Source organism: Pseudoduganella buxea, from assembly GCF_009720835.1.
GTDB lineage: Bacteria > Pseudomonadota > Gammaproteobacteria > Burkholderiales > Burkholderiaceae_D > Rugamonas > Rugamonas buxea.
This window is the reverse complement of record NZ_WNKZ01000051.1, coordinates 17,516-44,152: the sequence shown is the minus strand read 5'-3', so window position 1 is coordinate 44,152 and position 26,637 is coordinate 17,516. Positions and strand designations below refer to the sequence as shown.

General features: G+C 67.4%; 19 protein-coding genes. 9 read left to right on the top strand and 10 right to left on the bottom strand.

What is annotated here, in order from left to right:
• Together GM672_RS17120 and GM672_RS17115 are read left to right on the top strand one after the other, a co-directional pair.
• A partial coding sequence (locus tag GM672_RS17120; RefSeq protein ID WP_308807447.1) for a DNA-formamidopyrimidine glycosylase family protein occupies positions 1-1,023 on the top strand: 1,023 nt, incomplete at its 5' end.
• A gap of 149 nt (positions 1,024-1,172) precedes the next feature.
• Complete coding sequence (locus GM672_RS17115; RefSeq protein WP_155471748.1) at positions 1,173-2,681, top strand: HD domain-containing phosphohydrolase; 1,509 nt, start codon at positions 1,173-1,175, stop codon at positions 2,679-2,681.
• 128 nt (positions 2,682-2,809) lie between these two features.
• On the opposite strand, the gene GM672_RS17110 is transcribed toward GM672_RS17115, so the two are convergent.
• Together GM672_RS17110 and GM672_RS17105 are read right to left on the bottom strand one after the other, a co-directional pair.
• Positions 2,810-4,807: a GAF domain-containing sensor histidine kinase gene (locus tag GM672_RS17110; protein WP_155471747.1), complete on the bottom strand. Its 1,998-nt coding sequence runs from the start codon at positions 4,805-4,807 to the stop codon at positions 2,810-2,812.
• 98 nt (positions 4,808-4,905) lie between these two features.
• On the bottom strand, positions 4,906-5,406 hold the full coding sequence (locus tag GM672_RS17105; protein ID WP_155471746.1) for a hypothetical protein: 501 nt from the start codon (positions 5,404-5,406) through the stop codon (positions 4,906-4,908).
• A gap of 94 nt (positions 5,407-5,500) precedes the next feature.
• On the opposite strand from GM672_RS17105, the gene GM672_RS17100 reads away from it, so the two are divergent.
• The 3 genes from GM672_RS17100 (at position 5,501) to GM672_RS17090 (ending at position 13,653) form a co-directional block, all read left to right on the top strand.
• On the top strand, positions 5,501-12,334 hold the full coding sequence (locus tag GM672_RS17100; RefSeq protein ID WP_155471745.1) for a porin: 6,834 nt from the start codon (positions 5,501-5,503) through the stop codon (positions 12,332-12,334).
• 72 nt (positions 12,335-12,406) lie between these two features.
• Positions 12,407-12,967 (top strand): sigma-70 family RNA polymerase sigma factor, encoded by a 561-nt coding sequence (locus GM672_RS17095; protein WP_170300106.1) that lies wholly within the window; start codon positions 12,407-12,409, stop codon positions 12,965-12,967.
• Positions 12,964-13,653: an anti-sigma factor gene (locus tag GM672_RS17090; protein WP_155471744.1), complete on the top strand. Its 690-nt coding sequence runs from the start codon at positions 12,964-12,966 to the stop codon at positions 13,651-13,653. The genes GM672_RS17095 and GM672_RS17090 overlap by 4 nt, the downstream gene beginning before the upstream one ends.
• A gap of 9 nt (positions 13,654-13,662) precedes the next feature.
• Here the strand turns inward: GM672_RS17090 and GM672_RS17085 are convergent, their stop codons facing one another.
• Complete coding sequence (locus GM672_RS17085) at positions 13,663-15,303, bottom strand: DUF4394 domain-containing protein (protein ID WP_155471743.1); 1,641 nt, start codon at positions 15,301-15,303, stop codon at positions 13,663-13,665.
• 157 nt (positions 15,304-15,460) lie between these two features.
• Positions 15,461-16,345: an RMD1 family protein gene (locus tag GM672_RS17080; RefSeq protein WP_170300105.1), complete on the bottom strand. Its 885-nt coding sequence runs from the start codon at positions 16,343-16,345 to the stop codon at positions 15,461-15,463.
• Positions 16,346-16,569: 224 nt separating this feature from the next.
• On the opposite strand from GM672_RS17080, the gene GM672_RS17075 reads away from it, so the two are divergent.
• Complete coding sequence (locus tag GM672_RS17075) at positions 16,570-17,340, top strand: UTRA domain-containing protein (protein ID WP_155471741.1); 771 nt, start codon at positions 16,570-16,572, stop codon at positions 17,338-17,340.
• Positions 17,341-17,350: 10 nt separating this feature from the next.
• Here the strand turns inward: GM672_RS17075 and GM672_RS17070 are convergent, their stop codons facing one another.
• Positions 17,351-18,529: a S8 family peptidase gene (locus tag GM672_RS17070; RefSeq protein WP_155471740.1), complete on the bottom strand. Its 1,179-nt coding sequence runs from the start codon at positions 18,527-18,529 to the stop codon at positions 17,351-17,353.
• Between the two features lie 345 nt (positions 18,530-18,874).
• Here GM672_RS17070 and GM672_RS17065 point away from each other — a divergent pair, with 345 nt between their 5' ends.
• A complete protein-coding gene (locus GM672_RS17065) occupies positions 18,875-20,293 on the top strand; it encodes a tetratricopeptide repeat protein (RefSeq protein ID WP_155471739.1) in 1,419 nt (472 codons plus the stop codon).
• Between the two features lie 2 nt (positions 20,294-20,295).
• Here the strand turns inward: GM672_RS17065 and GM672_RS17060 are convergent, their stop codons facing one another.
• Entirely contained in the window at positions 20,296-21,897 is a 1,602-nt protein-coding gene (locus GM672_RS17060; protein ID WP_155471738.1) for a glycoside hydrolase family 43 protein, read from the bottom strand.
• A 130-nt stretch (positions 21,898-22,027) separates the two neighbouring features.
• Here GM672_RS17060 and pnuC point away from each other — a divergent pair, with 130 nt between their 5' ends.
• A complete protein-coding gene (pnuC, locus tag GM672_RS17055) occupies positions 22,028-22,588 on the top strand; it encodes a nicotinamide riboside transporter PnuC (protein WP_170300104.1) in 561 nt (186 codons plus the stop codon).
• A gap of 15 nt (positions 22,589-22,603) precedes the next feature.
• Here the strand turns inward: pnuC and GM672_RS17050 are convergent, their stop codons facing one another.
• The 4 genes from GM672_RS17050 to GM672_RS17035 all read right to left on the bottom strand — a co-directional run bounded on the left by GM672_RS17050 (position 22,604) and on the right by GM672_RS17035 (position 25,890).
• Positions 22,604-23,335 carry an SIMPL domain-containing protein gene (locus GM672_RS17050; protein ID WP_155471737.1) on the bottom strand — a complete coding sequence of 244 codons (732 nt, stop codon included), beginning with the start codon at positions 23,333-23,335 and terminating at the stop codon, positions 22,604-22,606.
• On the bottom strand, positions 23,332-24,594 hold the full coding sequence (locus GM672_RS17045; RefSeq protein WP_155471736.1) for a M56 family metallopeptidase: 1,263 nt from the start codon (positions 24,592-24,594) through the stop codon (positions 23,332-23,334). The genes GM672_RS17050 and GM672_RS17045 overlap by 4 nt, the downstream gene beginning before the upstream one ends.
• A gap of 18 nt (positions 24,595-24,612) precedes the next feature.
• Entirely contained in the window at positions 24,613-25,005 is a 393-nt protein-coding gene (locus GM672_RS17040) for a BlaI/MecI/CopY family transcriptional regulator (protein ID WP_155471735.1), read from the bottom strand.
• 111 nt (positions 25,006-25,116) lie between these two features.
• Entirely contained in the window at positions 25,117-25,890 is a 774-nt protein-coding gene (locus GM672_RS17035; protein WP_155471734.1) for a response regulator transcription factor, read from the bottom strand.
• Positions 25,891-26,140: 250 nt separating this feature from the next.
• Here GM672_RS17035 and GM672_RS17030 point away from each other — a divergent pair, with 250 nt between their 5' ends.
• Positions 26,141-26,632, top strand: a complete 492-nt coding sequence (locus tag GM672_RS17030) for a winged helix-turn-helix transcriptional regulator (RefSeq protein ID WP_155471733.1) — start codon at positions 26,141-26,143, stop codon at positions 26,630-26,632.
• The last annotated feature ends 5 nt before the right edge of the window (positions 26,633-26,637 follow it).

Genomic DNA, 26,637 nt, shown 5'->3' with positions numbered 1-26,637 from the left:
GCCAGGCACTGCGTCCGTACGCACTGGTACTCGTCGATTTCCATGCCCACCTCCGTCTTGGTTCATGCCAACTTACGGTATGACAATGGTCGAGCCAACAAGTTCCTTGCGACCGGGGCACAGCGCCTTTTTTTTCGCCCGGTTGGTTGCCTTGAAACGGGTCGATCCGCCGTAAAACTGGAGTCCGGCACCGGTTTTACAGCAACTTTTTGTGTGCGTGCGCGCACTGCCCGCCAGGGCCGTTCACGGGCAGACTGTCTTATCGTCATTATTGCGGAGCACAGTATGCCGGAAGGTCCGTCGCTCGTTATCTTGAAGGAATTAGCCAAGCCGTTCGAAGGCCGTACCATTGCCGAGGCACACGGCAACAGTTCGACGGTGCCGTATGACGAGTTGCCCGGACAGCCGATCCTGTCCGTACGGACGTGGGGCAAGCATTTCCTGATCGAATTGCCCCTGTTCAGCTTGCGTGTGCATTTCCTCATGTTCGGCAGTTATCGCATCGACGAACGCAAGGACGGCGCGACGCCGCGCATGTCGCTCGCTTTCGAGGAAGGCGGCGAACTCAACTTCTACACCTGCTCGATCAAGCCCGTCGAGGGCGAACTGGACGACGCCTACGAGTGGCAGGCCGATGTGATGGCCGACGAGTGGAAACCGGCCGCCGCGCTGAAGAAGCTGCGGGCCATGCCCGATACGCTCGTGTGCGATGCCTTGCTGGACCAGACCGTGTTTTCCGGCGTCGGCAACATTATCAAGAATGAAGTGCTGTTCCGAATAAGGGTGCATCCCGAATCGACCGTCGGCGCCCTGCCGGCCACCAAATTGCGGGAACTGGTCAAGGAAGCCCGGCAATACAGCTTCCAATTCCTCGAATGGAAAAAAGCCTATGTGCTGAAGCAGCACTGGCTGGCGCACACGAAGCGGATTTGCCCGCGCTGCAATATTGCCTTCCACAAGGCCCACCTGGGCAAGACGAAGCGGCGCACATTCTGGTGCGAGCGCTGCCAAAAACGGTACTGAAGAGTGTTGTAAAGCCGTGGCGAAACTCTTATTGCCCGTTGTTAATAAGGGAATGCGGGGCTACAATCAAAAAATACCGCGCCTGGAAAATGCGCGGCAAAAATAAGCCATTGCAGCCCCGATCGCGTCAATTTGCGGAATTAGCCCTTATGTCTTTTTTGTCTTCAGCCTCGCCCAAGCTGCCTCCCTGGAAAGTCCTGCTGGTCGACGACGAGCCCGATATCCACGATATCACCAAGCTGACCTTGAACCGTTTCCGCCTGGATGGCCGCGCCCTGACCTTCGTGCACGCGTACAGCGGCGCCGAAGCGAAGGAAGTGCTGGCGCGCGAAAAGGACATCGCCCTGGTCTTCCTGGACGTGGTGATGGAGCGCGAGGACAGCGGCCTGGAAGTGGCACGGTGGATGCGCGAGGACCTGAACAACCAGTTCACCCGCATCGTGCTGCGCACGGGCCAGCCCGGCCAGGCGCCGGAGGAACGGGTGATCGTCAACTACGACATCAACGACTACAAGGAAAAGACGGAGCTGGACCGCACCAAGCTGTTCACCACCACCTTTGCCGCGCTGCGCGCCTACCGCGACATCATGAAGGTCGAGGAAGCGCGCCAGCAGCAGATGCATTACCGCGAGGGCCTGGAACGGGTCATCGCCGCGTCCGCCCACCTGTTCCAGCAACGCAACCTGAAGGATTTCGCCAACGGCCTGCTGCAGCAGGTGGTAGCGCTACTGCGGCTGGAAACGAGCATGCTGCTGCGCCTGCGCGCGGCCACGGCCATCACGGGCGAAAGCGCGTACGAAGTGCTGGCCCAGATCGGCGAGGACGAGGATTCGCTGCTGACGCCTTCGCTGCTGGCCCAGCTGGACGCGGCCAAGAGCAACCGCATCTCGCGGCTGGAAGGCGATACCTACGTGGGCTACTTCCCGAACAATAACAGCGGCAAGGCCTCGCTGCTGGTGCTCAAGGGCGTCGAGGAAATCAACGAGATCGACACCAAGCTGCTGGAGATCTTCTGCAGCGGCGTGGCCATCGCCTTCGACAATATCCTGCTGAACCAGGAAATCACGGACACCCAGGCCGAATTGATCCTGCGCCTGGGCGACGTCGTCGAATCGCGCTCGAACGAGGCGGGCAACCACGTGCGCCGCATGGCCGAGGTGTGCCACATCCTGGCCAAGGCGGCCGGCCTGCCGGACGACGAAACGGCGGTACTCAAGCACGCCGCGCCGATGCACGATATCGGCAAGATCGCCACCCCCGATTCCGTGCTGCTCAAGCCCGGCAAGCTCGATGCGGCAGAATGGGAAATCATGAAGCAGCACCCGGCCGTCGGCCTGTCGATCCTGGACGGCTCGCAGCGCCCGATCCTGAAGGCGGCCGCCGTCATCGCCCACCAGCACCACGAGAAGTACGACGGCAGCGGCTATCCGCAAGGCCTGAAGGGCGAGGACATCCACCTGTATGCCCGCATCGTCGCCGTCGCCGACGTCTTCGACGCGTTGATGCACAAGCGCTGCTACAAGGACGCCTGGCCCGTCGAACAGGTCACGGAACACCTGCGCGAAGTGGCGGGCCACCACCTCGATCCGCAATTCGTCGAACTCCTGATCCAGAACATCGACCAGGCCCTGGCGATCAACGAGCGCTTCCCGGACTAAGTCGGCATGGGCCGCCGGCGGACGCGCTGTCCGGCACCACCGGCGTCCCGCTCGGTGCAGCTTCGCGTTTCACCTTCTCCCGCGTGACTGAGGATTGACCGGCCATCCGCCCCGCGGATGGCCGTAGCTCACGCCTGCACGTCTGCCTTTTCCTGTGCTTTTTCCTCTGCTTTTTCCTTACCTTTGCGCTGGTCGCGCGGGAAGCGCAGCTGGTAGTGCAGGCCCATGCCGGGCGCGCTGTTGACCTTGATGGTGCCGCCCAGCGGGCCGGTGACGAGGTTGTACAGGATGTGCGCGCCCAGGCCGCTGCCGCCGCTGCCCCGCTTCGTCGTGAAGAAGGGATCGAACAGCTGGCCCAGGGTTTCCTGGTCCATGCCGATGCCGTCGTCGCTGTAGTCGAACAGCACATGCTCGCCTTCGAGCCTGCCCGTGATGCGGATGGTGCCGCCCTGGTCTTCGTCGAAGCCGTGCACCAGCGAGTTCACCACCATGTTCGTGACGATCTGCGACACGGCGCCGGGGAAGCTCTCCATCTGGATATCGTTCGGGCAGTTGACGTCGATCCTGATCGGCTTGCCCTTCAGTTTCGGCTGCAGCGACAGCAGCACTTCGGCCACGTACTTGGCCAGGTTGAAGTTGCGGATATTGTCCGAGGACTGGTCCACCGCCACCTGCTTGAAGCTGCGCACCAGTGCGGCCGCCCGCTGCGTATTGGTAGTCATGATGCGCAGCGACTGGTCGATGGTGTCGAAGAAACCGTTCAGGCCCTCTTCGTCCAGCTGGCCGGCGGCCAGGTCTTCCTTGACCAGCTTCAGTTCCTGCACCAGGTGGCTGGTGGCCGTCACGCAGATGCCCAGCGGCGTATTGATTTCGTGCGCGACGCCCGCCACGAGCCGGCCCAGCGACGCCAGCTTTTCCTGCCGCACCAGTTCCGTCTGCGCTTCCTGCAGCCGCGTGAGCGCGCTGTTCAGGGCCGCGTTCTGCTCTTCCAGCGAGGCCTTGGCGCGGTGGATGGCGCGGTCCGACTGCATGCGCGCCAGCGCCACGGCAACATGGCTGGCCATGAAGGCCAGGATATCCAGGTCGGCCTGGGTGTACAGCACGGAGTCGTCGTAACTTTGCACGATGATGACGCCATAGGCCTGCTCGCCCAGCAGCATCGGCGCGCCCATCCAGCTGGCGATGTCCTCGCTGCCCAGCGGCTCGTCGATCTCGCCGGCGCCGGCCAGCGCGGCGTAACGTGTTGCGTCGAGCAGCTCGGCGCGCTTGTGGCGCAGCACGTAGGAGCTCATGCCCAGGCCGTAGCGGAAGCGCTTGACGGGCGCCTCGGCATGCTTTTCGTCGACAAAATACGGGATGCTGATTTCGTCCGTGTCCGGGTGATACAGCGCCAGCAGGAAGTTACGGGCCGTGATCAGGCCACTGATGATTTCGTGCAGGCGCCCCGGCAGCACGCCCGTGTCGGAGGCCGACGCGGACAGGCTGGCGATTTCGTACAGCGCCCGCTGCAGCTTCTCGGCGCGGCTGCGTTCGGCCACTTCGTGCTCCAGGCGCAGCGTGCGCTCGCGCACGGCCCGTTCCAGCCGGTCCATGCTCTGCAAGCCTTGCAGGGCGGACGAAACGTGGTTGGCGATCAGGGCGAACAGGGCCTGGTCTTCTTCGCTGAAGGTGTGGCCGGTGTCATAGGTCTGGATGGCAATGGCGCCCAGCGCCTGGCCGTCCTGGTCCAGCAGCGGACAGCCCATCCAGTGTTCGGCGACCGTGCCCTGGCCGATCAGGTCACCGTCGCGCTGGCGCGAATGGTGCTCGGCGGCCGTCATCACCAGCTGCTGCCGGTTCATGATGACCCAGGCCGTGGGCGACTCGTCCGGCGAAGCGAGCAGGCTCACTTCGTCCGGGTCCGGCGACTCGTCCATCTCGTCGACGTAGTACACGAAACGCACCTCGTGCGGATCGCCGTCCAATTCGTTGAGCGCCACGTAGAAATTGGCCGCGTACATGATGCGGCCCAGCGCCCCGTGCACGGCACGCAGGAACTGGCCGATATCGGTACAGCTGGTGGAAAGCTGCCCGATTTCCAGCAGCATGGACTGGACAGCTTCGAGACGGCGGAGACGGACTTCCATCGATATTCCCTGAAATTAATGCATCCGGGCAATATATCAGGCTACACCGGCACAAGCCAGCGCGGGGAACCGAAATGCAACAGTGGTCCGCCGTAAATCTAGGGCTTCCTGAAGCCGCCTTCGATCCAGCTTTCAGCGCTGCCGGGCGTGAGCTTGAAGTCGGGCCGCACCCGTACCGAGGCCAGCTCTTCGCCGAACTGGTCGACGGCAGTCAGGATGGCGTAGGCATCGTCTTCGTCCGGCACGATGTCGAGCTTGACAGTGACGGCGCCGTCGTTCGTGTTGACCCGCAGCGATTTGTGCAGGCGCGCGTGCAGTTGCTGCTCATGGCGGCGCAGCACTTCGTTGGCCGTCTTGACGAGGGTGTGGAAGGCCGAGATATCGAGCGGCTTCGGGTTCTTCTTGTCGCGGCCCATGGTCCAGGGACCGACCAGCGCCGGTTCCGGCTCGCCGTCCTTGATCATGGCAACGGCCCAGCCTTCGTCATCCTCGTTCTTGATGACTCTTGCCGTCCAGCCCTGGCCCTGCCAGACGCGGGCTTCCTGGATCAGGGCATCCTCGCCCTCGTGTTCTTCGTGGTGTTCGTTCGATTCGTCCATGGCCGCTGTCTTTGCTGGAAAAGGCCAGCATGATATCAGCTAAGCCCCGGCCGCGCCCCGCCGCCGCGAGACCGCGGGCGCCCACGGATGGGGGATGCCGGCCAGGCCCCGCGCCGCGCACACTATCGGCATGAAGACCACCATTCCCCTGTGCGCCGCGCTACTGCTGGCAACCACCGCCGGCGCCCACGCGCAGGTCCAGCTCTACGGCCGCCTGAACGCATCAGCCGAAACTGTCCACGGCCCGGCGGGCTCCCTCGCCCGCCTGTCGAACAACCGCTCCGTGATCGGGTTCAAGGGCAGCGAGGACCTGGGTGACGGCGTCAAGGCGCTGTTCCAGGTAGAGGGCACGCTGGCGCTGGACACGGGCGCCGGCGCCATCGCACAGCGCGACACGCGCGTCGGCCTGGAAAGCCGCTGGGGCACCCTGTTCGCCGGCCATTGGACGACGGCCTACAACGGGGCCACGTCGGCGCTCGATCCGTTCTACCCCACCACGGCCGGCTACATGAGTATCCTGGGCAATGGCGCCGCCTCCAGCGCGGACAATGTGAGCGACGTGGCCTCGTTCGACCGGCGCCAGGCCAACAGCGTGCACCTGTGGACGCCGCGCTGGCACGGCTGGTCGCTGCGCGCCACTCGCGGCATGAACGAGGAACGCCCCGCCGGCGGCGCCCGCCCTGCCCTGCTGTCGGTGGCAGCGCTGTACGAGGGAGGGCCGTGGTACGCCGTGCTGACCCAGGAGCGCCACCATGAGTACCAGGGCGCGGGGCTGACGGATACCGGCAGCAAGGCGGCGCTGGCGTACGACTTCGGCAAGGCCGGCGGCCCCGCGCTGCGGCTGGCGGCCGTGGCCGAGGACCTGGCCTTGGCCTTCGGCGTCGGCACGTCCGACATGGACCTGCTGGTGGCGCACCTCGGCACGGCCGCGCTGCTGGGCCCCGATCCGGTGCTGAGCGCCGCGGCGCTGGCCGCTGCTTTCGGCCGGATCGGCCTGGCGCGCGCGCTGGGACTGGGCATGCCGGATTACCTGATGCTGGAACGGCTGTCCGGGGCCGACCCGCTGGCCGGCGCGGCGGAACTGGCCGCGCTGGTGGAGACGGCGCGGCGCGTGGATGCGGCGGCCGTGCCGCTGGTCGAACTGGAATACCGGCTGGCCCGGCGCGCCGCCAACCTGGCCGAATGGGACCTGGCCGACAGCGCCATCACGACCGCGCTGCTGGCGCTGCGCACCGCGCTGACGCAGGCCCAGGCGGAGCATGCGTCGCCGTACGACGCCGGCGTCACGGCGCTGGAGCAGATTCCCGCGCTGGAGCTGCTGCTGCAACGCTGGCCCGCGCTCGATGCCGGCGCCATGGCCCGGCTGACGGACCTGGTCCGGGCCGAGCCGCCCACCGCCGCCATGGGCGCGGCGGCCAAGAACGTGATCGACGACCTGCTGGCGGCCCTGCCCAACGCCGCTGCCATCAAGGCCGCCATCGACGCTCTGGTGGCCGCGTTGGGCGCCGAGCCGCAACGCCAGGCATTGCTGCAGCAACTGATGCAGGGCCTGGCCGATCACGCCCGCATGGCAGCTGCACTGGATGCCGCGGCCGTGGCGCTGCAAGCCGTGACGGCCACCGAGCGGGCGCTGGCCGACGTGCTGCTCGCCGGCGTGCGCCTGGCCATCGCCGCTGTGCCGACAGCGCTGACGGGCCTGCTGACGACGGGCGACATCGCCAACCCGGCCGTCGCCATCACGCCGGCAGGCACGCCGAACCTGTACCGCGCGCTGCGGCTGGCGCATGCCGTGGCCGGGCTGGCTACCCCTTTCGATCCGGTGCCGGAACTGCTGGCGTTCCTGCTGGCGAAGGGGCCGGGATTGGGCTGGCTGGCCCTCGACACCTTGCCGTTCGAGACGGGCGGCGCCGTCATTGCCCTCGACAGCTGGCTCGACCTGGTGGACGTGTTCGCGCTGGCACGGCGCTTCCCCGCGGTGGACATGCCCGGCCAGCCAGGCGTGACCGTCACGGTGGCGGCCGTATTCGACCTGGCGCTGGGCGCGGGGCCCGCGCCGGCGCCGCTGCTGGACCGGCTGGCCATCCTGACGGGCTGGCCGCGCGGCCTGCTGGGCGATGTGTCGGCCCACTTCGGCCGCACGCTGGCCGACTACCGGCATCCCGGCACCTGGCTTGCCGACGAAAGGGCGCTGCTGGCCGTGCATGCGCTGGGCACGGACGTGACCGAGGCCTTCACCTTCTGCGCCGAGAATCTTGGCCCCACCGATGCCGCCGCCGCGCGCCGCGTGCTGCGCACCCGCCACGATCCGGCCGACTGGTTCGGCGTGCTCAAGACGCTGATGGACCCGCTGCGTGAACGCAAGCGCGACGCGCTGGTCACGCAGGTGCTGACGACCCATCCGGCACTGCCGACGAAGGCCGACCTGTACGATTACCTGCTGACCGATACCGAGTGGTCCGCCAGGATGCCGTCGTCGCGGCTGGTGCACGCGCACGGCACGGTGCAGCTGTTCCTGCGCCGCTGCATCGAAGGACTGGAGCCGGCCGCCGTCGCCGACCTGGACAACGATCCCGACTGGCGCTGGTGGGACTCGATGAAGAACTACCGCGTGTGGGAGGTGGGCCGCAAGGTCTTCGTCGATGCCCAGTACTACCTGCGCCCCGAATGGCGCGACGACAAGACGGAAGCCTTCGCCGATTTCGAACGGCACCTGATGGAAAACGACGTCACCGAGGAAAACGTCGAGGCAGCGTTCGAGGGCTACCTGGACCGGCTGGACGACATCGCCTTCCTCGACGTACTGGCGACGTGCTACGACTTCGACCTGCAGAACCTGCACGTGTTCGCGGCCACCAAGGGCGGCGACCCGCGCGGCTACTACCACCGCATGCTGCAGCGCGAACGCAGCTGGACGCCGTGGCGCAAGATCGACCTCGATATCACGGGCGAGCACCTGATTGCCTTCTTCCGCAACAACCGGCTGTACCTGGCCTGGGCCACGTTCACGGAGAAGGGCGACGAAACCCAGAGCCTGCCGTTCCCGCAGCCCAGCGGCGCCGCCACGCAGCCCTTGCCAAGACCGCTGCGCTGGACGGAAATCAGCCTGGCCGTCAGCGAGTACACGGGCAAGAAGTGGCTGCCGCGCCGCGTCGCCGACACGCCCATTCCGACCCCCAAGGACGTCACGCCGCTCGACCGCAAGACCATCGTGCTGGGCGTCTCGCCCGACCCCGAACGGTTCTCCGTCAGCGTCTACCACGCCGACATCTGGCCCTACCTGCGTCACGTCGGCAGCTTCCTGCTGACCGGCTGCAAGGGCTATCCGGAAGCGCGCGCCGGCACGGGGGACCTGATCCGCCTTCTGCCGCTGTTCAAGGATACGGCGCCGCGCGGCCAGCGCCTGCAGGAACAGGAACTCGATGCGGACGACGAACTGGCCTACGCCAGCGTGTTCGGGGGCAGCGGCTTCCAGCTGCTGTTCGGCCGCACCGTCGGCCAGACGCCGGCCGCGTTCCGCGTCACCTATCCGTACCAGGCTTCGGAGCTGGACCGGCTGCTGTCGGCCCTGCTGGCCGGCGCCACGGGCAAGCACTCGCGCGACTTCACCATCCTGATCTTCGGCACCCTGATGCCCTTCTTCTACGAGGACAACCGGCGCGGCTTCATCCTGATTCCCGGTTTCTACGGCGAGCTCGATCCCGAGACAGGCGAGCGCACCACCGCCAAGACCTTTTCCGACGTGCGCCAGCTGGTGGTCGACGTCTTCCTGCTGACGATCAAGTACCTGCAGCTGCTGGCGGCCGCGCCCACCCAGGCCGACAAGGATGCCGTCATTGCCGACCTGCTGGACGATCCGGAGTACAAGCGCATCGTCCAGGAGTTCAACAGCTACCGGGGTACCCGCTACGGCATCGTGGTACGCAACTTCCATCATCCACTGGCCTGCCACTTGCGCCAGCAGTTCTTCCGGGGCGGCATACCGGCCCTGCTGGCGCGCAGCACGCAGCTGCACCAGGGTGGCTTCGTGTTCGAGGACGCGCTGAATGGCCACGCGCCGGCGCCGGTGATCCTGCCGCCGTTCCCGCGCGAGGAACTGGAGTTCGACCGCGCCAGCGCATACTCGGACATCAACTGGGAGCTGACCTATCATGCGCCGCACCTGATCGCAACGCGCATGATGGAGGCCGACGACGTGGAAGGCTACGACGCCGCCGAGACGTGGCTGCGCTATATCTTCGATCCACGCGGTTCGTCGAACGATCCGGCCCCGCAGCGCTACTGGAACACCAAGCCCTTCTTCCAGCGCGGCGCCGCGGAGTACGGCCTGCAGCTGATCGATACCATCCTTGGCCGGATTGCCCACGATCCGAACGGCGTCATCGAAACGGAACTGGCCAATGCGGTACTGGAATGGCGGCGTGCGCCGTTCAAGCCCTACCTTGTGGCGCGCTCGCGCACCGTGGCGTTCCAGCAGGCCATCGTCGAGCTGACGGCACGCCTGTTCATCCGCCGTGGCGACGCCTACTTCCGGCGCGACCAGCTGGAAGACCTGGTCATGGCCTCGCTCGACTATTCGCGCGCGGAACGGCTGCTGGGAGCCCGGCCCCGCGTGGTGCCGCCGGCCGTCCCCGTGCCGCCCGAGAATTACAACCAGCTGGCGGAACGGCTCGACCTGTTCGGCAATGCCCTGGCGAAGCTGGAAAACCTGCTGCCCGATCCGTCCGTGCTGCCGCACGGCGGCGCCGAACTGCCGCCGCTGCCGCTCAGCCTGGAAAGCCTGTACTTCTGCATTCCCCCCAGCGACAAGCTGTTCGAACTGTGGGACACGCTGGCGGAGCGCCAGTTCAACCTGCGCAACAGCCGCAATATCGACGGCGTCGAGCGGGAGCTGTCGCTGTTCGCACCACCGCTGTCGGTGGAAGCGCTGCTGCAGGCGGCTGCCTCCGGCCTGTCGATCTCGGCCATCCTGGATGCGCTGAGCGCGCCGCGTCCGCCGTATCGCTTCCGCGTCATGCTGCGCCAGGCCATCGAGCTGGCCGACGTGGCGGCGTCGTTCGCGGGCCGGCTGGAGCAGGCCCTGGCGGCGCGCGACAACGAGGGGCTGCAGCGGCTGAAGGCGGAACACGAAGGCCGGCTGCTGGCCGAACAGGTACGCGCGCTGGAGCTGGAACGCGATGCGGCAATCGAGACCATCGCCAGCGCGCAGAAGGCGCGCCAGGGCCATGCGGAGAACCAGGCCTTCTACTTTGGCCGTCCGTACATGAACGGCTGGGAAACGGCGGCGGTGGTCTCGTACGGCATTGCCACGGCACTGCAGGCCGTGGTGGCGATCGGTTACGCCGCGGCTGGCGGCCTGTCGCTGGTGCCCAGCTTCATGCTGGGGGCGGCCGGTTTCGGCGGCTCGCCCACCGTCAACGCGCAGACGGGCGGACGCGATTATTCGTCCAGCGCGCGCGACTTCGTCGTCGGCGCGGTGGGCGCGCTGGGCGCGACACTGGAAAAGGCCGGCGCCATGCTGGACCACCAGGGCAGCTACCAGGTGCGCCACGAGGACTGGCAGAATTCGGCGCGCGCGGCCCAGCGTGAAATGGAGCGGGCCGACATCGAAATCAGGCTGGCCAATATCCGCCGCGACATCGCCGTCGAACAACTGCGGGTGCATGGCGTGCGCCGCCAGCAAGGCGCCGCCGAGGAAGCCTACCTGCGCGCCAAGTTCACCAGCCGCGAACTGTTCGACTGGAGTGCCGGCCAGTTGCGCGGCCTGTCCAGGCAGATGTACAACCTGGCCTTCGAGGCGGCGCGCGCGGCCGAGCGCTGCTTCCAGTTCGAGCTGGGAAGCATCGATGTGTTCATCCGCCCCGGCCAGTGGAACGATGCGCGCCAGGGGCTGCTGGCTGCGGACCAGCTCAATGCCGACCTGCGGCGCATGAGCGCCGCCTGGCTGGCGCGCAATGTACGCGAACGGGAACTGGTCTCGCAGTTGTCGCTGGCGCGGCTCGATCCCACCGCGCTGACGGAGTTGCGCATGTCGGGACGCTGCACCATCCAGGTGCCGGAAGCCGTGTTCGACCTGGAGCATCCTGGCCACTACTTCCGCCGCATCAAGGCGCTGCAGGTCACGGTGCCTTGCGTGGCCGGGCCGTACACGGGCGTGCCGCTGAAAGTGACGCAGACGTCGAACCGCATCCGCGTCGAGACGGGCCGGCGTGCGGGCGCGGCGGACGACGTCACGGCCTATTCGGAAGACCCGGCCGGTGACAGCCGATTCCGCTATAACGTGGGCGCCATCCAGTCGATCGCCACCAGCCGGGGCCAGGAGGACAGTGGCCTGTTCGGGCTCAACTTCGACGACGACCGCTACCTGCCGTTCGAGGGCAGCGGCGTGATCGGCACATACGTGCTGGAACTGCCCCCGACCTTGCGTCCGTTCGACTACGGCACCATCTCCGACGTCGTGCTGGGCTTCCAGTACACGGCGCGCGACGGCGGCGGAAGCCTGCGCACGCTGGCGGCGAATACCTTGCGCGTTCGCCTGAACACGCTGGCCCTGAAGACGGGGCGCACCGGCCTGTTCCAGGCCTTCGACCTGCGGCGCGACCGCCCCGACGTGTGGCATCGCCTGACAACGGTGGGCAGCGCCGACCTGACCCTGTCGGCCCAGGACCTGCCGTACTTCACGGCCGGCCATGCGCTGGCCTTGAGCGCGGTGCGCCTGATCGCCAAGGTCGACGGCGCTCCAGCGAACCACGTGATCACGGTGGCCGGCACGCCGGTGACGCTCAATCCCGCCGCCGAACCGGAGCTGGCCGGCCTGCTCGCTTCCACGGCGGCCGGCTTCGCGCTCGATACGCCGGTCACTCTCGGCACGGCCCTGGCGCCGGCACTGCGCGAGCTGCTGGTGATCGTCAATTACACGGTGACGTCCTAGGAAGGCGATTGGTCTATATAATCGGTGGCACGCCCGGGACATGGTACCGGCCCTCCACCCAACGCGCTGCCCGTGACGACTGCTACCGACCCATTCGACTACGAAGCCGCGCTGCGCGCCTGTGCGCGCGGCGACCGGCATGCCCTGCAGTCGCTGTATCTGCAGGAAAGCCCGCGTTTGCTGGGCGTGGCGCTGCGCATCGTGCGCGAGCGGCAGGCCGCCGAGGACGTGGTGCATGATGCCTTCGTCAACATCTGGACCCGCGCCGGCAGTTTTGACGCCGCGCGCGGCGCAGGCCGCGGCTGGATCTACAGCATCGTGCGGCATGGCGCCCTCGACGCGGTCCGCAATGGCGCGCGCCAGGTCCATGCCAGCGAGGATGCACTGGACGCCATCGACGCCGAAGCGGCGCTGCAGCAGCCAATGGCGGACGCCTTCGAGCTGCGCGACAACCTGGGCCGGCTGCATGACTGCCTGACCCAGCTCGACGCGGCCAAGCGCAACAGCATCCTGTATGCCTATGTCGACGGCTGCAGCCATTCCGAAATCGCCGAGCGCCTGAAGTCGCCGCTGGGCACCGTCAAGGCCTGGATCAAGCGGGGCCTGACGGCGCTGCGGGAGTGCATGGTATGAACCCGATCCGCGATCCCCACGATCCCCACGAACTGGCCGGCGAGTATGTGTTGGGCACCCTGTCCGCCGCGCGCCGCCGCGAAGTCGAACAGGCCCTGGTGCACGACGAGGCGCTGCGCGCCGCCGTGCGCTATTGGGAAGAACGGCTGCTGCCGCTGGCCGGCCTGGCCGAACCCGTGACGCCTTCGGCGGCGCTGTGGGCCCGCATCGAACGCAGCACGGCACCGCCCGCGCGCCCGGCGACGCCGTGGTGGAATGGACTGAATTTGTGGCGCGCCCTGGCTGCCGGCGGCCTGACCGCCGCCGCCATCATGGCCGTGGTGATAGGCGTGCGCGTGGATGCGCCGCCTACCTATATGGTGGTGCTGGCCCAGCCGCAAAGCATGGCGCCGGGCTGGATCGTCAAGGTCAGCGACAGCCGTACCCTGCGCCTGGAGCAGCTGGTGCAGACGGCCGTGCCGCCGCAAAAGGCCCTGCAGCTGTGGACCAAGGCGGACGGCTGGAAGGGGCCCGTGTCGCTGGGCCTCGTCACGCCGGGCCGGCCGTTCGAGGTGAAGCTGGACAAGCTGCCGCCGCTGCAGCCGAACCAGCTGTTCGAGATCACCTTGGAGCCCGAACAGGGTTCGCCGATCGGCCGGCCGACGGGCCCGATCCTGTTCATCGGCCGGGCCGTCAAGACAATTTAGCTTGCCTGCTTACTTGATGGCGATGTCGCGCAGCGCGGTGCCGCTGCCGATGGCCGACAGTTTCGGGTCGGCCGCGCCGTTGACCGGCGTCGCCGCGCCCGTGGCCAGGTCGATCCGGTACAGGGTGCTGGCACCGCCCGCGGCCGTGCGCAGGGCCGCCAGCACCAAGCCGTTGGCGCCGCCCGCGATATCGAAGCCGCCATCGCCGGCGCTGTCCAGGCCCAGGGCGCCCACGTTGGTCAAGGTGCCGTCGTTCGGCGGATTCTGCAGGGCCAGCACATCCGACGCACTATCCAGGTCGAACAGCATCGTCGCCGTCGCACCCGTCACGCTGTTGGTGTAGGCCGCGGCCGCCACCATCGGCGCGGTGCCGCCGGCACGGTTGATGGCGCCGTCCGTCGTCGTCGCACCCGTGTCGACATTGATGCGCAGGCTCTGGCCCATGTTGCCGATCACGCGCAGGCGGTCCGCCACGGGGTTGAAATCGACGGCAAATGCCGTGCCGGTAATGGCCGTGTAAGGCGCGCTGGTATCGGCCGCATCGGCCATCAAGGTCGCCTTGGCCGTGGCCGCGCCGGTGGCGGCGTCGATCGTGACGATCCGTGCGGCCGACGTCAGGCCATACATCATCCCGTCCTTCGGCCGGAAGTCGATGCCCAGCAGTGTCTCGCCGCTGTTCAGGCCCGTGATGGCGACCGTGCTGGCCAGGGTGTTCGGCGTCGTCGCCTTGAACGCGACCAGGCGGGCGTCGTCCGTCAGGCCATACACCATCGGCGCCGCGCCGGGGCGCAGGGCCAGGCCGCGCACGTCCTCCGTCACGCCCAGGGCGCCGACCAGGGTGGCCGCGCCAGATGTCGCCGCCAGGTTCACCGTGTAGAGATTGCGCACGCCGCCAGCGGTCGCCAGCAGGTAGGCGGCATTGCTGCGGCCGTCGATATCGAAGCCGTTGGCGCTGCCGGCATCGATGCCCAGCGCCACCGGCGTGGCCAGCGTGCCGTTGTTCGGCGGGTTCTGGGTATACAGCGTGTCATTGACGGTATCGATGCCGTACAGGGTCGTGCTGCCCGTGCCGGCGAAGGAGTTGGTATAGGCCGACGCCGTGATGGCGCTGTTGGCGGCACCGCCGTTGATGGCGCCGTCCGTGGTCACCAGGCCCGTGTCGACGTTGATGCGCAGGCTCTGGCCCGTGTTGCCGACGATGCGCAGCCGGTCCGCCACGGGGTTGAAGTCGACGCCGAAGTCCGTGCCGGCCAGCGCCGTGAAGGGCTGGGTGGTGTCGGCCGTGTCGGCCGTCAGGGTCGATTTCAACGTCGCCGCGCCCGTCGTCATGTCGATCGTGTAGAGCCGCCCGCCGCTGCCCACGCCGTACAGCATGCCGTCGGCCGGGCGGAAATCGATGCCCACCAGGCTGTCGCCGCCCTGCAGTCCCGTGATGGCGACGCTGGTGCGCAGGGTGCCCGGCGTGGCGCGGTCGAAGGACACCAGCTTGCCGCCGGCCGTCAGCACGAACACGTCGCCCGGCGTGACGGCCGGCGTGGTGGGTACCGGCGTCGGCACCTGCACGATATCGTCATGGTGGTTGTTGCTACCGCCGCAGGCGGCCAGTGCCAGGGTGACGGGCAGGGAAAGGATCAGCTTGGAAACGGTCATGGTGGTGCCTCCTGAATGGTTGAGTGATTGCTCAACAGCGGCGCCGATGCTGCCGGCGCAACGTTGATACGATCACTACGCCGGGGCACCGGCTTTGGATGCAGCAGACGAAAAATATATTTTCGACACCGCCCTGCAGTGGCGGCTCAGTGACGAGTCAGTGCCCGAAGTGGCCGTACAGGCCGAGGCACAGCTCAGTAAAGATCAGCAGCAGGATGGCCACTTCCAGCCGATGGGAACTGTGGTAGCGCATCGTCTCCACCAGGGTTTCCGACGTGTGCGACAGCGTGGTCAGCTTGCGGTCCAGCGCCGCGGCGCGGTCGTGCAGTTCGTAATCGCCTTCCAGGCGGGCGTACAGGCCGGACAGGCCGGGGTTATCCCACAGCAGGTCGGGGCGATCGAGCACGCCGGCACGGCCATTCAAGCGGTTCTCCGCCAGCAGCATATTGCCCACCGCCTTGAGCAGCTCGGCCGGCTTGGCGGAAAAGCGGCCGTCTTCGGCCAGGTCGCGCGCCAGCGGTTCGCTCAGGTCGAAGTCGCGCGCGGCGCGCCGTTCCTGGAACGACAGCATGGTGGCTTTCGCCATCACCTCGGCGATCAGCTGCAGGCGCAGGCGGTCGGCGTTCTTGATCTTGATGCACGGGCCGGACGGTCCTTCTTCCTCGTCCGGGCTGACCTGGATCGTCGACACTTCCTCGGCATTGATATCGCCCGCGCCCGAGGCATGGGCGGCGAGGGTGTCGAGCAGCCGGGCCTTTTCCTGCGGCGAGGCGTTGAACAGCACCACGGCGCCGTAGCGGAAGATGGCGGCGATGCCGCCCTGGCCCAGCTTTACCGTGAACGGCGACTTGGCGATGATCTCGAAGGCCGAGATGGCCCGCACGTCGATGCGCTCGGCCGCCATGATGGCGCTGGCCGTGAATTCGGCGTGGGGGATGACGGGACGCTGGAACGGCAGCTTCTCCGTCTTCACGTGCAAGCCCGGGCGGGCGCGGGGCCGCGGGGTCCAGCGTATTTTCTTCCTGTCGGTGTGGCTTTCCATGGTATTTCCGTTTGCGTGGCGTTCGGGCCGGAGCTGCGAGGACGCCATCATAAACGAAGCCGCCCCGCCGGCGTTTTCTCCTTCGCGCATATCGATATGCGCGCGCCGCATCAGGTGCCGCGCGCATCAGCAGGCACAAAACCATTCGTTCCAAGGCCGGGGCCGCGTCGATACCATCCTTGCAACGTCATGGCTTGTCATGACAGGACATGCCAGGACACCACATGACCTTCCGCGCCCTCGAACACTCTGCAATACCGCTGTACTCCCAGGTGCGCGAACGCCTGCGCGAGCGCATCAATGACGGCACCTACGCCCCGGCGGCGCGGCTGCCGGCCGAAAGCGAGATCGGCGCCATCTTCGCCGTCAGCCGCATCACCGTGCGCCAGGCGCTGGATGATCTGCGCAACGAGGGCCTGATCGTCAAGGTGGCGGGCAAGGGCACGTTCGTCGCCGGCGCCCGGCCCAGCCAGGAGCTGGCGCGGCTGGAGGGCTTCGGCGAAGCGATGGCGCGGGGCGGCCACCGCATCGTCAACCAGGTCGTCAGCCACGTGCTGCTGCCTGCCGCGGCCCAGGTAGCCGAGCGGCTGGGCCTAGAGGCGGGCGCCCAGGTCAGCGAGATCCGGCGCGTGCGCTACCTCGACAACGCGCCCGTATCGTTCGAAGTGACCTACCTGCCGCCCCAGGTGGGCGAGCGCCTGCGCGGCGAGGACCTGGCCGGGCGTGACACCTTCCTGATCCTGGAGAGCGACTACGGCATCACGCTGGGCCACGCCGACGTGCAGATCGGCGCCATCAGCGCCGGCTGCGGGGCGTTGCGGCGGTCGGGAGGCGATGTGGCCGCCGCCACCACGACGCGGCTGACGGCAATCGAGCCGGTCGGCCATTACGCCGTCAGCCTGGGCTTCGACGACGGCCACCGGCGCGGCATCTATCCGTTCGTACTGCAGGCGGGACTGGCGGCGCCCACTGGAATGGACGCCGCCCTGGCCTGACCGATACCGGCTATTCCGGCGACGTCAGGAAGCCGTCGCCGATATCGATGGCCTCGATGTCCGGGCCGAACACGTCGCGGCGCGCGCTGGCCGACAGGCGTGCCGCCACGGTGCGTGCGTCGGCCTGCTGGCCTTCGCTCTGCAGCGCTTCCCACCAAAGGGCCGCCACGCCGGCCACGTGCGGGCAGGCCATGCTGGTGCCGCTCCAGGTGCGCAGGCCGCCGCCGGGGAAGGCCGACGTGATATCCACGCCCGGGGCGCTGATGCGGGCCATATTGTTGGAAAAGTCGGCCACGAACAGCTTGTTGTTCCTGCGGCCGATGGCGGCAACGGAGACGACGTCGTTGGCCGCCGCCGGCAGCGAGACGGCGATGCGGAAGTCCGGGTTTTCGTCGCGCCGGCTTTCGTTGCCGGCCGCCGCCACCACCAGCGGCTCGATGCCCATGGCGCCCTGCGCGTCCAGCATTGCCATGATGGCGTCGAACATGCGCAGGTTGCCCCGGTAGGCTTCCAGCGCCTGCGACGTCGCCAGCGCGACGGGCATGCCGCCGCCCACCAGCTGTTCGACCATGCCGGGGAAATCGAAGCCCAGCGACATCGAGATGATGTCGGCCTTCTGCTGCAGGGCCCACGTCATGCCGTTGAAGAGCATGTCGGAACTGCCGCTGCCGTCATTGCCCAGCACCTTGCCGATCAGTGCCTTCTGCACGCCACGCGCGATGCCGATGCGCTGGCCCACGTCGCGCCCGAAGATGGTGCCGGCGCAGTGGGTGCCGTGGCCGACGACGTCGTCGATGCCGTCGCCGCTGAAGTCCTGTGTCACCAGGTTCATGCCGTTGAAGGCGGCATGGGTGGCGTCGATGCCCGTGTCGAGCACGCAGACCGTCACGCCCGCGCCGCTGAAACGGCTCCTGTCGGCGCCGACGGCGGACACGCCCCAGCTGTCCGCCGCAGCCGGGCCGGCGCTGCTGTCGAAGGGCTGGATCAGGCGGGTCGGCATCGCCGGCGCGACGAGGCGAACTTCCGGCTCGGCCCGCACTTCGGCCAGCTCGCGCTCGGACATGCGTTCGACCGTGATTTCCGGCTTGGCCGCCGGTCGCAGGGTTTCCAGCAATCTCGTGCCGGCGTGGCCGGGCTGGACGCCACGGCTGGCGTCGGGGCTGCTTCTCAGGACAACATAATTCTTCATGGTTTTCCTCCTTCATCGATCCGCTACGCGAATGAGCAAGCCGGATTACACAAAAGAGCGCCATTGGCCCGGCGCACGTGTTTGATGCTTCGTAAAGTTTAGCACCGCGTATCAGGGTAAAAGTCACGAATTGTCGCCGCCTGTGCGCCTGCCGTTACAAATCCGGCAGCGCACGCGACGATAAGAAGGGGAATTTGGTGCCGGTATATTTCCCGACCGCCGGCGCCGGTAGTGGCAGCTTGCGCCGCCAGGTGTTGCCCTCTCCACTGAGCGAGACGTATTGTGCCCATCCAATATGACAGGCCGTTTACCAGCATGTGACAGATATGTGATCCAATACGCGCCATGACCGTTCCCGATATTCCCGGCCTGTTGCGGCAGGCCGTCGCGCACCACCAGCGCGGCGAGCTGGCCCAGGCCGATGCGCTGTACGCCGCCGTGCTGCGGCTGGACCCCGTCAATTTCGATGCGCTGCACCTGTCCGGCGTGGCGGCGCGCCAGGGCAAGGCGCCCAAGGCCGCGCTCGACCTGATCGGGCGCGCCATCGCCGTCGACCCCGGCAAGGCCATCGCCCACTGCAACCTGGGCGCGGTGCTGCAGGACCTGGGCCGGGAAACGGATGCGCTGGCCAGCTATGAACGGGCGCTGGCGCTGCAGCCGGACTACGCCATGGCCTGGTGCAACCGGGGCAATGCGCTGCGCCGGCTCGATCGGCCCGCCGATGCGCTGGACAGCTACGGTCGCGCGCTGGCGCTGGTACCGGCTTACCCGGAAGCCCTGTATGGCGCGGCGCTGGCATTGCAGGCGCTGGGCCAGGTCGACGACGCGCTGGAGGCGTTCGAGCGTACCGTGCGCCTGAAGCCAGGCCATGCCGAAGCGTGGTGCGGCCGTGGCGGCCTGCTGCTGCGGCTGCGCGAGTTCGACGCGGCAGTGGCCAGCTACGACCGGGCGCTGGCGGCCCGTCCCGGCTACGCCCGCGCCCAGCTGGGCATGGCGAACACCTTGCGCGCCCTGGGCCGCAAGGAAGAAGCCGTGCACGCTTACCGGTTGGCGCGCGAGTTCGGTGCGGATGGGGAGACGGTGGACTATATGCTGGCCGCGCTCGGTGCCGCGCCGGCCCCGCAGGCGTCCCCGCCTGGTTATGTCGCAGCGCTGTTCGACCAGTACGCGCACAAGTTCGACCGCCACCTGGTCGACGTGCTGCGGTACCGCACGCCGGCGCTGCTGGTGGACGCGCTGGCGCGGCACCTCCCGGCCGGCGACGCCGCGCTCGACATCCTCGACCTGGGCTGCGGCACGGGCCTGTGTGGACCGCTGCTGCGGCCCCTGGCGCGGCGGCTGGAAGGCGTCGACCTGTCGGCCGCGATGCTGGCGCAGGCGCGCGAGCCGGGTGTCTACGATGAGCTCCATTGCGCCGAGCTGACGGCCTTCCTGCAACCGGCGCGCGCGCAATGGGATGTGCTGGCGGCGGCCGACGTGCTGGTGTATGTGGGCGAACTCGATGGCGTGTTCGGTGCCGCCCGCGACGCCTTGCGCGCTGGCGGGCTGTTCGTGTTTTCGGTGGAGGCGCTGAAGGAGGGATCGACCGGATTCGCGCTGCGCGAGTCGGGACGCTATGCGCACACGCCCGCTTACGTGCGCGCGCTGGCGGTGCGGCATGACTTCGCGGTACGGGAGCTGGCACCGTGCACCTTGCGACAGGACAGCGGCGCCGATATCGGCGGGTTGCTGGCGGTGCTGCAGTGCCTGGCGCCTACGGCGTAACCCTAGGGCGTAATTCGGAAGTAGTCGATATCGGCGTAGCCGCCGGCGCGTTCCCCGACGCTGAACAAGCCAAGCGTGGCCCCCACCCAGCGTCCTTGCGTCGCTTGAAATACGCGCGGCGCCGGCGTGAACGTCCTGCCGTCCACGCTGTACGAAAACTGCACGGCCGCGCCATCCTTCCAGTCCAGCCGCAGGTGCATGGCCGACGGGCTGTCGGCCAGCAGCACCTCGCCCGATTCGGTGCAGCGCATCACGAACGGCGCGCACTCCGTGTAGACCAGTTGCATCGCCGTCCCGCTTTTGCGCAGGCCAAGCCACGCATACTGCATGCCGTCGACGATCAGGCCGGCACGGTCGCCGTCCCGGGCCCCGTCCAGGGCGACGTGGGTCTGTACCGTGAACGCGGGCGCCGGCACTTTCTGCGACAGGATGGGTGCCGCCCGCACATAGTCGCGCGCGGCGGGCACGGCCTGCGTCGCCAGCCGCAGCACGCCGGGGCGCGCCGCCAGCGACGCCCATTCCGGCTTCGGATTGACATTCCATTGCCACTGCAGGCCGAGGGTGAGGGCGTCGAATTCGTCGCCCGCCGGTGGCGCGGCAATGGTGCCGCCCGCGACCGGCTTCGCATGCGACGCGACCGGCTGGCCGACGCCGGGGCGGACGCCGTCGGCACCGATGACGGGCCAGCCGTCGGTCCAGCGCATCGGCTGCAGGTGGACGATGCGCCCATAGGCCTTCTTGTCCTGGAAGTGGAAGAACCAGTCCTTGCCGTCCGGCGCCTGCACCCACGCGCCCTGGTGCGGGCCGTTGACGGCGCTGCCGCCCTGGTCCATCACGATGCGTTCCTCGTACGGCCCCGTGATCGCGCGGGATCGGAACACGCTCTGCCAGCCCTCGGCCACGCCGCCGGCGGGCGCGAACACGTAGTACCAGCCATTGGACTTGTAAAACTTCGGCCCTTCCAGGGTCCTGTAGCCGGGCAGGCGGTTGCCGTCGATGATGTCCGTGCCCTTCGTGTCGAGCAGGGTGCCCCCGCTTGGGGCCATCTTGCGCAGGGTGAGGATATTGTTGATGCCGGCCCGGCTCTTTGCCCACGCGTGCAGCAGATACGCATTGCCGTCGTCGTCCCACAGCGGGGTCGGGTCGATGATGCCCTTGCCGGGCAAAAGCAGGTGCGGTACGCTCCACGGACCGGCGAATTTTTCGGCCGTGATGACGTAGACACCGTGGTCCGGGTCGGGATAGAAGATCCAGAATTTGCCGTCGTGCCAGCGCAGGCAGGGCGCCCACACGCCCTTGCCGTACTCGGGCGCTGCGAACGCCGCCTCGGGCACGAGCCGCGGCAGGGCATGGCCGACCAGCTTCCAGTTGACCATGTCGGTCGACTCCAGCAGCGGCAGGCCGGGCACGTAATTGAAGCTCGACGCCGTCATGTAGTAACGCTCGCCCACGCGGATCGCATCGGGGTCGGAGTAATCCGCATGCAGGATGGGATTGCGGTAGCTGCCGTCGCCCCGGTCGGGCTGCCACGGTGCCTGGGGAGCGACCTGGCAGCCTGACAAGGCGGCCAGCGCGAGAATGGACAACGGGAGGCGCAGGGACATGGCAGGTCGCGGACGTGAAAAATCCACTATACCATTGGCATTCGCATAAATGATCGCGCAATCATCCACTTGATTGCCAGTTGCCCGCCCATCCGTGACAATGGCGGTCCCACCTCACTAGGACGCCCCCGTGACGCCACTGGAAATTGCCGCCAACGCCATCATGGCCGTGTCGATCGTGCTTGCGGGGCGCAACAACGTCCACTCCTGGTGGCTCGGCATCATCGGCTGCGCCCTGTTCGCCGTGCTGTTCTACGAAGTGCGCCTGTATGCGGACGTCGCCCTGCAGGTCTTCTTCATCCTCACCTGCATCACCGGCTGGGTGCAGTGGCTGCGCGGCGCCGGTGGCAAGCCGCTGCCGATCACGTCGGCCAGCGTGCGCTCGCTGCTGGCGATGGCCGCCGCCGGCATTGCTGCCACCGTCGCCTACGGCCTGATGCTGCGCCAGTTCACGGACGCCTACGCCCCGTTCATCGACTCGGCCGTACTGGCCTTTTCCGTCATCGCCCAGTTCCTGCTGATGGCGCGGCGCATCGAGACGTGGCCGGTCTGGCTGCTGGTGAATACGATTTCGGTGCCGCTGTATGCCAGCCGGGGGCTGCACCTGACGGCCGTGCTGTATGCGGCGTATTGGGTCAATGCCGTGGTGTCGTGGTGGTGGTGGGGGCGGCAGATGCGCGCCGCCGCCTGAAGAAGCTGCGGTGACCTACTGCAGCCGGAAGATCGCAGTCACCGACTGGGCGAACGGAATCGAGGGCGGCACCGCATAGCTGCCCGCTGCCGGTGCGGCCTGGGCTGAGCGCGAATGGCCGGGCTGTGTTGCCACGAAGGGTGCCGATACCCGCTCCAGCGGACCGCGCGCGATCGCCGTGGCCGGTCCCAGCTGGCGCCCGAACGACTGCGCCAGCAAGGCGCCGTTGGCGCGGGCATCCTGCGCCGCCTGCGCCATCAGGTCGCGGTCCAGCTGGGCGCTGTTGGTGCGGTCGAACGAGGCGCTGATGCTGTCGACGTGATCGCGCGCCAGCATCGCCGCCACGAGGCCGGGCCAGCGGGCCAGGTCGCGCACCCGCACCGCGTAGTGGCGCGCCACCGCGTGGGCACGGATGGCGCCGTCCGCGGCTGGCTTGCTCAGCTCCACCGTCTTCATGGCCAGGTCGGAACTGTCGATGTCCGCGTCCGGGATGCCGTGTTCCGCCAGTACCTGCGCAATGGCGGCCGACAGCTCGGCCAGCGTGGCGCCGGCCACGCCGGCATCCGTGTGCTGGGCGCCCGTCTCGAAGCGCAGCTCGCCGATATCGGGCGGCAGCCAGGCCTGCGCCTTGCCGGACGTGGAAACGAAGGGGTAGGCCGGCAGGTCCGCCGCGTGGGCCGTGGCGGCGCCCAGCAGCGCCAGCACGGAGAGCAGGGCATTGGTCAGCAACAGCGGTCCGCGCTTCATTCGAGCATCCAGACGTACTGCATCATGACCCAGGACTTGACGGGCTGATTCTTCGCCACGGCGGGCTTGAAGTGGCACTTGGCGATGCCTTCGCGGGCTGCCTCGTCCAGCGCCGGATGGCCGCTCGACTTGTGCACGCGCGAATCGGCCACGGCACCGTCCTTGTCGACCAGGAAGCGCAGGGTGACGGTGCCCGTGTTCTGCGCCGCCAGCGAGGCTTGGGGCCAGACCGGCTTCTTGCAGGAGCCGAAGTCGACCACGGCGCGCTTGTCCGGCTTTTCCACCGCCCCGTCGAGGTTGGGCGCGGCGCCATTCGCGTGGGCCAGCCCGGCCAGGCAGGCGCCGGCCAGGGCCAGGGCGGGCAGTGCCGCGGCAAGGCTGGCGCGCAGGCCAGGGCGAGGGGTGGGGCGCAGCAGTCGGGTAATGCGTTCCATCGTGTCTCCTCCATTGGCCGCAAGGGCCGGTTCGGGGTGGGTGAACTGGCGTTTCTCCAGCTCGGAAAGGGCGCGTGCCAGCCGGCGCGGGCCGCCCGCGTGGTGCGCGGCGATATCGTCGGCGATCAGCTCGCGTTCGTGGCGGATGCGGCGTGAAATCCACCACACGGCCGGGTGGTAGAACAGCAGCGTCTCGACGGTGGCCTGCAGCAGGTTGACGAGATAGTCGTGCCGCCGGATATGGGCCAGTTCGTGCGCCAGCAGCGCTTGCAGCAGATCCGGCGGCATGCCCGACACCAGCGCGGCCGGAACCAGCACGACGGGTCGCCACCACAGTGCCGTGACCGGGCCGGCGATGCCGTCGACGATGCGCAGCCGCACCGTGCGCACGATGCCCATCGCCCGCGCCAGTTCCTCCAGGCGCGCCTGCCAGGCGGCATCGCGCCGGCCATCGCGCGCGGCCCGGCTGATCCAGGCAAGGCCGGTCACGGTGCGCAGGGCCAGGGCGGCGGCGCCCAGCAGCCATGCGGCGACGATCCAGTCCAGGTACTGTCCCAGTGCCAGCGCGTGCGACATGGGCGCCTCCCGGAGTGCCGCCGCGCTTGGCGTGGCATACACGGGTCCCAGTTCGTGCATCCGCTCGAACAATTGCAGCGCCGGCCACAGGGCGCACACCAGCAGGCCGGCACAGGCCACCAGGTAACGCTGCCGCGGCCGCGCGCCCCGCATCGACTGCAGCACGGCGGCCGTGACGGCCCCGACCAGGGCGCCCTGCCACAGGAAGTGCACCAGTGTCCAGCCCACCGCTTCGACCCATGCGTTCATGCCCGTGCCTCCCGCCGTTTAGTGCCGGTCATCGTCGCTCTCCCTGAGCATCCGCTCGATTTCCTCGCGCTCCTTGCGCGAGATGCCCGTCTTCAGCGCCGCCAGCACGAGCGCCTTGGCCGAGCCGGCGAAAGCGCGGTGCAGCAGGTCCTGCAGGAGGTTGGTCTGCAGCGCGTCTCGCGGATGGGCCGGTGCATAGATGTGGGAGCGCTGACTGTCGTCGCGGATCAACAGGCCCTTGCCGTGCATGACCTGCATCAGGCGCAGCACGGCGCCGTAGGCCAGGTCGGGCCGGGTTTCGCGCAGGGTTTCGTGCAGCTGGCGCGCCGTGGCGGCACCCAGCGGCCACAGGGCCTGCAGCAGTTCCAGCTCGGCGCTGGTCGGTTTTGGCGTGTCGGTTCGATTGCTCATGCTGTCCTCGTGTTTTGGACAGCATAAGCAAACTAGACCAAGATGTATACTTATTTTCGAAACAAGTGGCCGTGGCCTTTATCTGCGGCGATTTTTTCTAGACCTGAAGGTCTATGAATTACTGTCTTCCGGCTGCGAATGGCGGTAGGCACTGGGCGTGATGCCCATTTTTTCACGAAACGCCGTGGCGAAGTTACCGGCGCTCTTGAAGCCCAGCAGCAGGGCGATGTCCTGGATATCCATCTCCGTTTCGCGCAGCAGCTGCAGGCCGCGCGCGATGCGCTCCTCGCGGATGAAGGCGAACACGGTCTTGCCCGTATGGGCGCGGAACAGCTGGCTCAGTTTTTCGCGGTACGTGCCGACGCTGCGGGCGATTTCGGCCAGGGTGGGCAGGGCGCCCAGGTTATCGGCGATCAGGCGCATGGCTGCCTGCACGGTGACCAGTTCCGGATCGGCCGGCCCGGCCGCATCGATGGATGGCGCCGGGTCGCGCCGCATCAGGTTCAGGTGCACGTGGATGCGTGCTGCCAGTTCGCCCGGCGTGAACGGCTTGGAGACGAAGTCGACGCCGCCGATGGACAGGCCCGTGATGCGGTCCTCGGCCGAGTCGATGCCGCTGACGAAGATGATGGGAATGTCGCGCGTGGCCGGATTGGCCTTGAGCAGGCGGCAGCAGGCATAGCCGTCCATATTCGGCATGCGCACGTCCAGCAGGATCAGGTCGGGGCGCTGCGACAGTGCCAGCTGGTAGCCCTGCTCGCCGTTGAACGCCACCGATACGCGATACGGCAGTTCGCTCAGCAGGTCGACCAGCATGCGCTGCTCGAATGCAGAGTCGTCGACGATCAGGATATTGCGCACGGTTGCGTCGCTGGTCAGGTACATGGCGGTACGGCTGCATATGAATTTGCTGTCTATTATGCCCGCATTTAAAAATATTTATCTATTTTCGCCTCCGGCAAAACCCCTGTCGCCTCCGGCAAAAGCACGCGATCTGGCACTGCAACATAATACAGACACGATGCAATCCAATCGAATCGTGACTATTCGAGAGTTTTCGACGACTCTTTTCAGGTTATAACCTGACTTTATTGTCAGCTACCTGATTTACTGATATGCAACAACAGGAGGAAGAATGAAACATACCGATTTTGGCCTGATGCCTTGCCCGATCGCGCGCAGCCTCGGCAAGGTTGGCGAATGGTGGAGCATCCTGATCCTGCGCGACGCATTCTATGGTCTGACCCGTTTCGACGAGTTCGAGAAGAGCCTGAAGATTGCGCCGAATATGCTGACCCGGCGCCTGGCGGGGCTGGTGGCCAGTGGCCTGATGGAAAAGCGCCAGTACAGCGCACGGCCACCCCGCTATGAATACCTGCTGACGGCGGAAGGCCGCGCCTTCAAGCCGGTGCTGCTGGCATTTATAGCCTGGGGTAATGAACACCTGGCGCCGGAAGGTGCCAGCCTGCTGGTGGTGAACCGTGAAACGGGCGAGCCGGCCACGCAGATCCTGATCGATGCCAACAGTGGCCGTGCCATCAGCGACGAGGACTATATGTTCGCGCCGGGCCCGGCCGCCAACGACGTCATGCGCATGCGCCTGGCGCAGGCCGGCAAGCAGCTGTAAGTGTG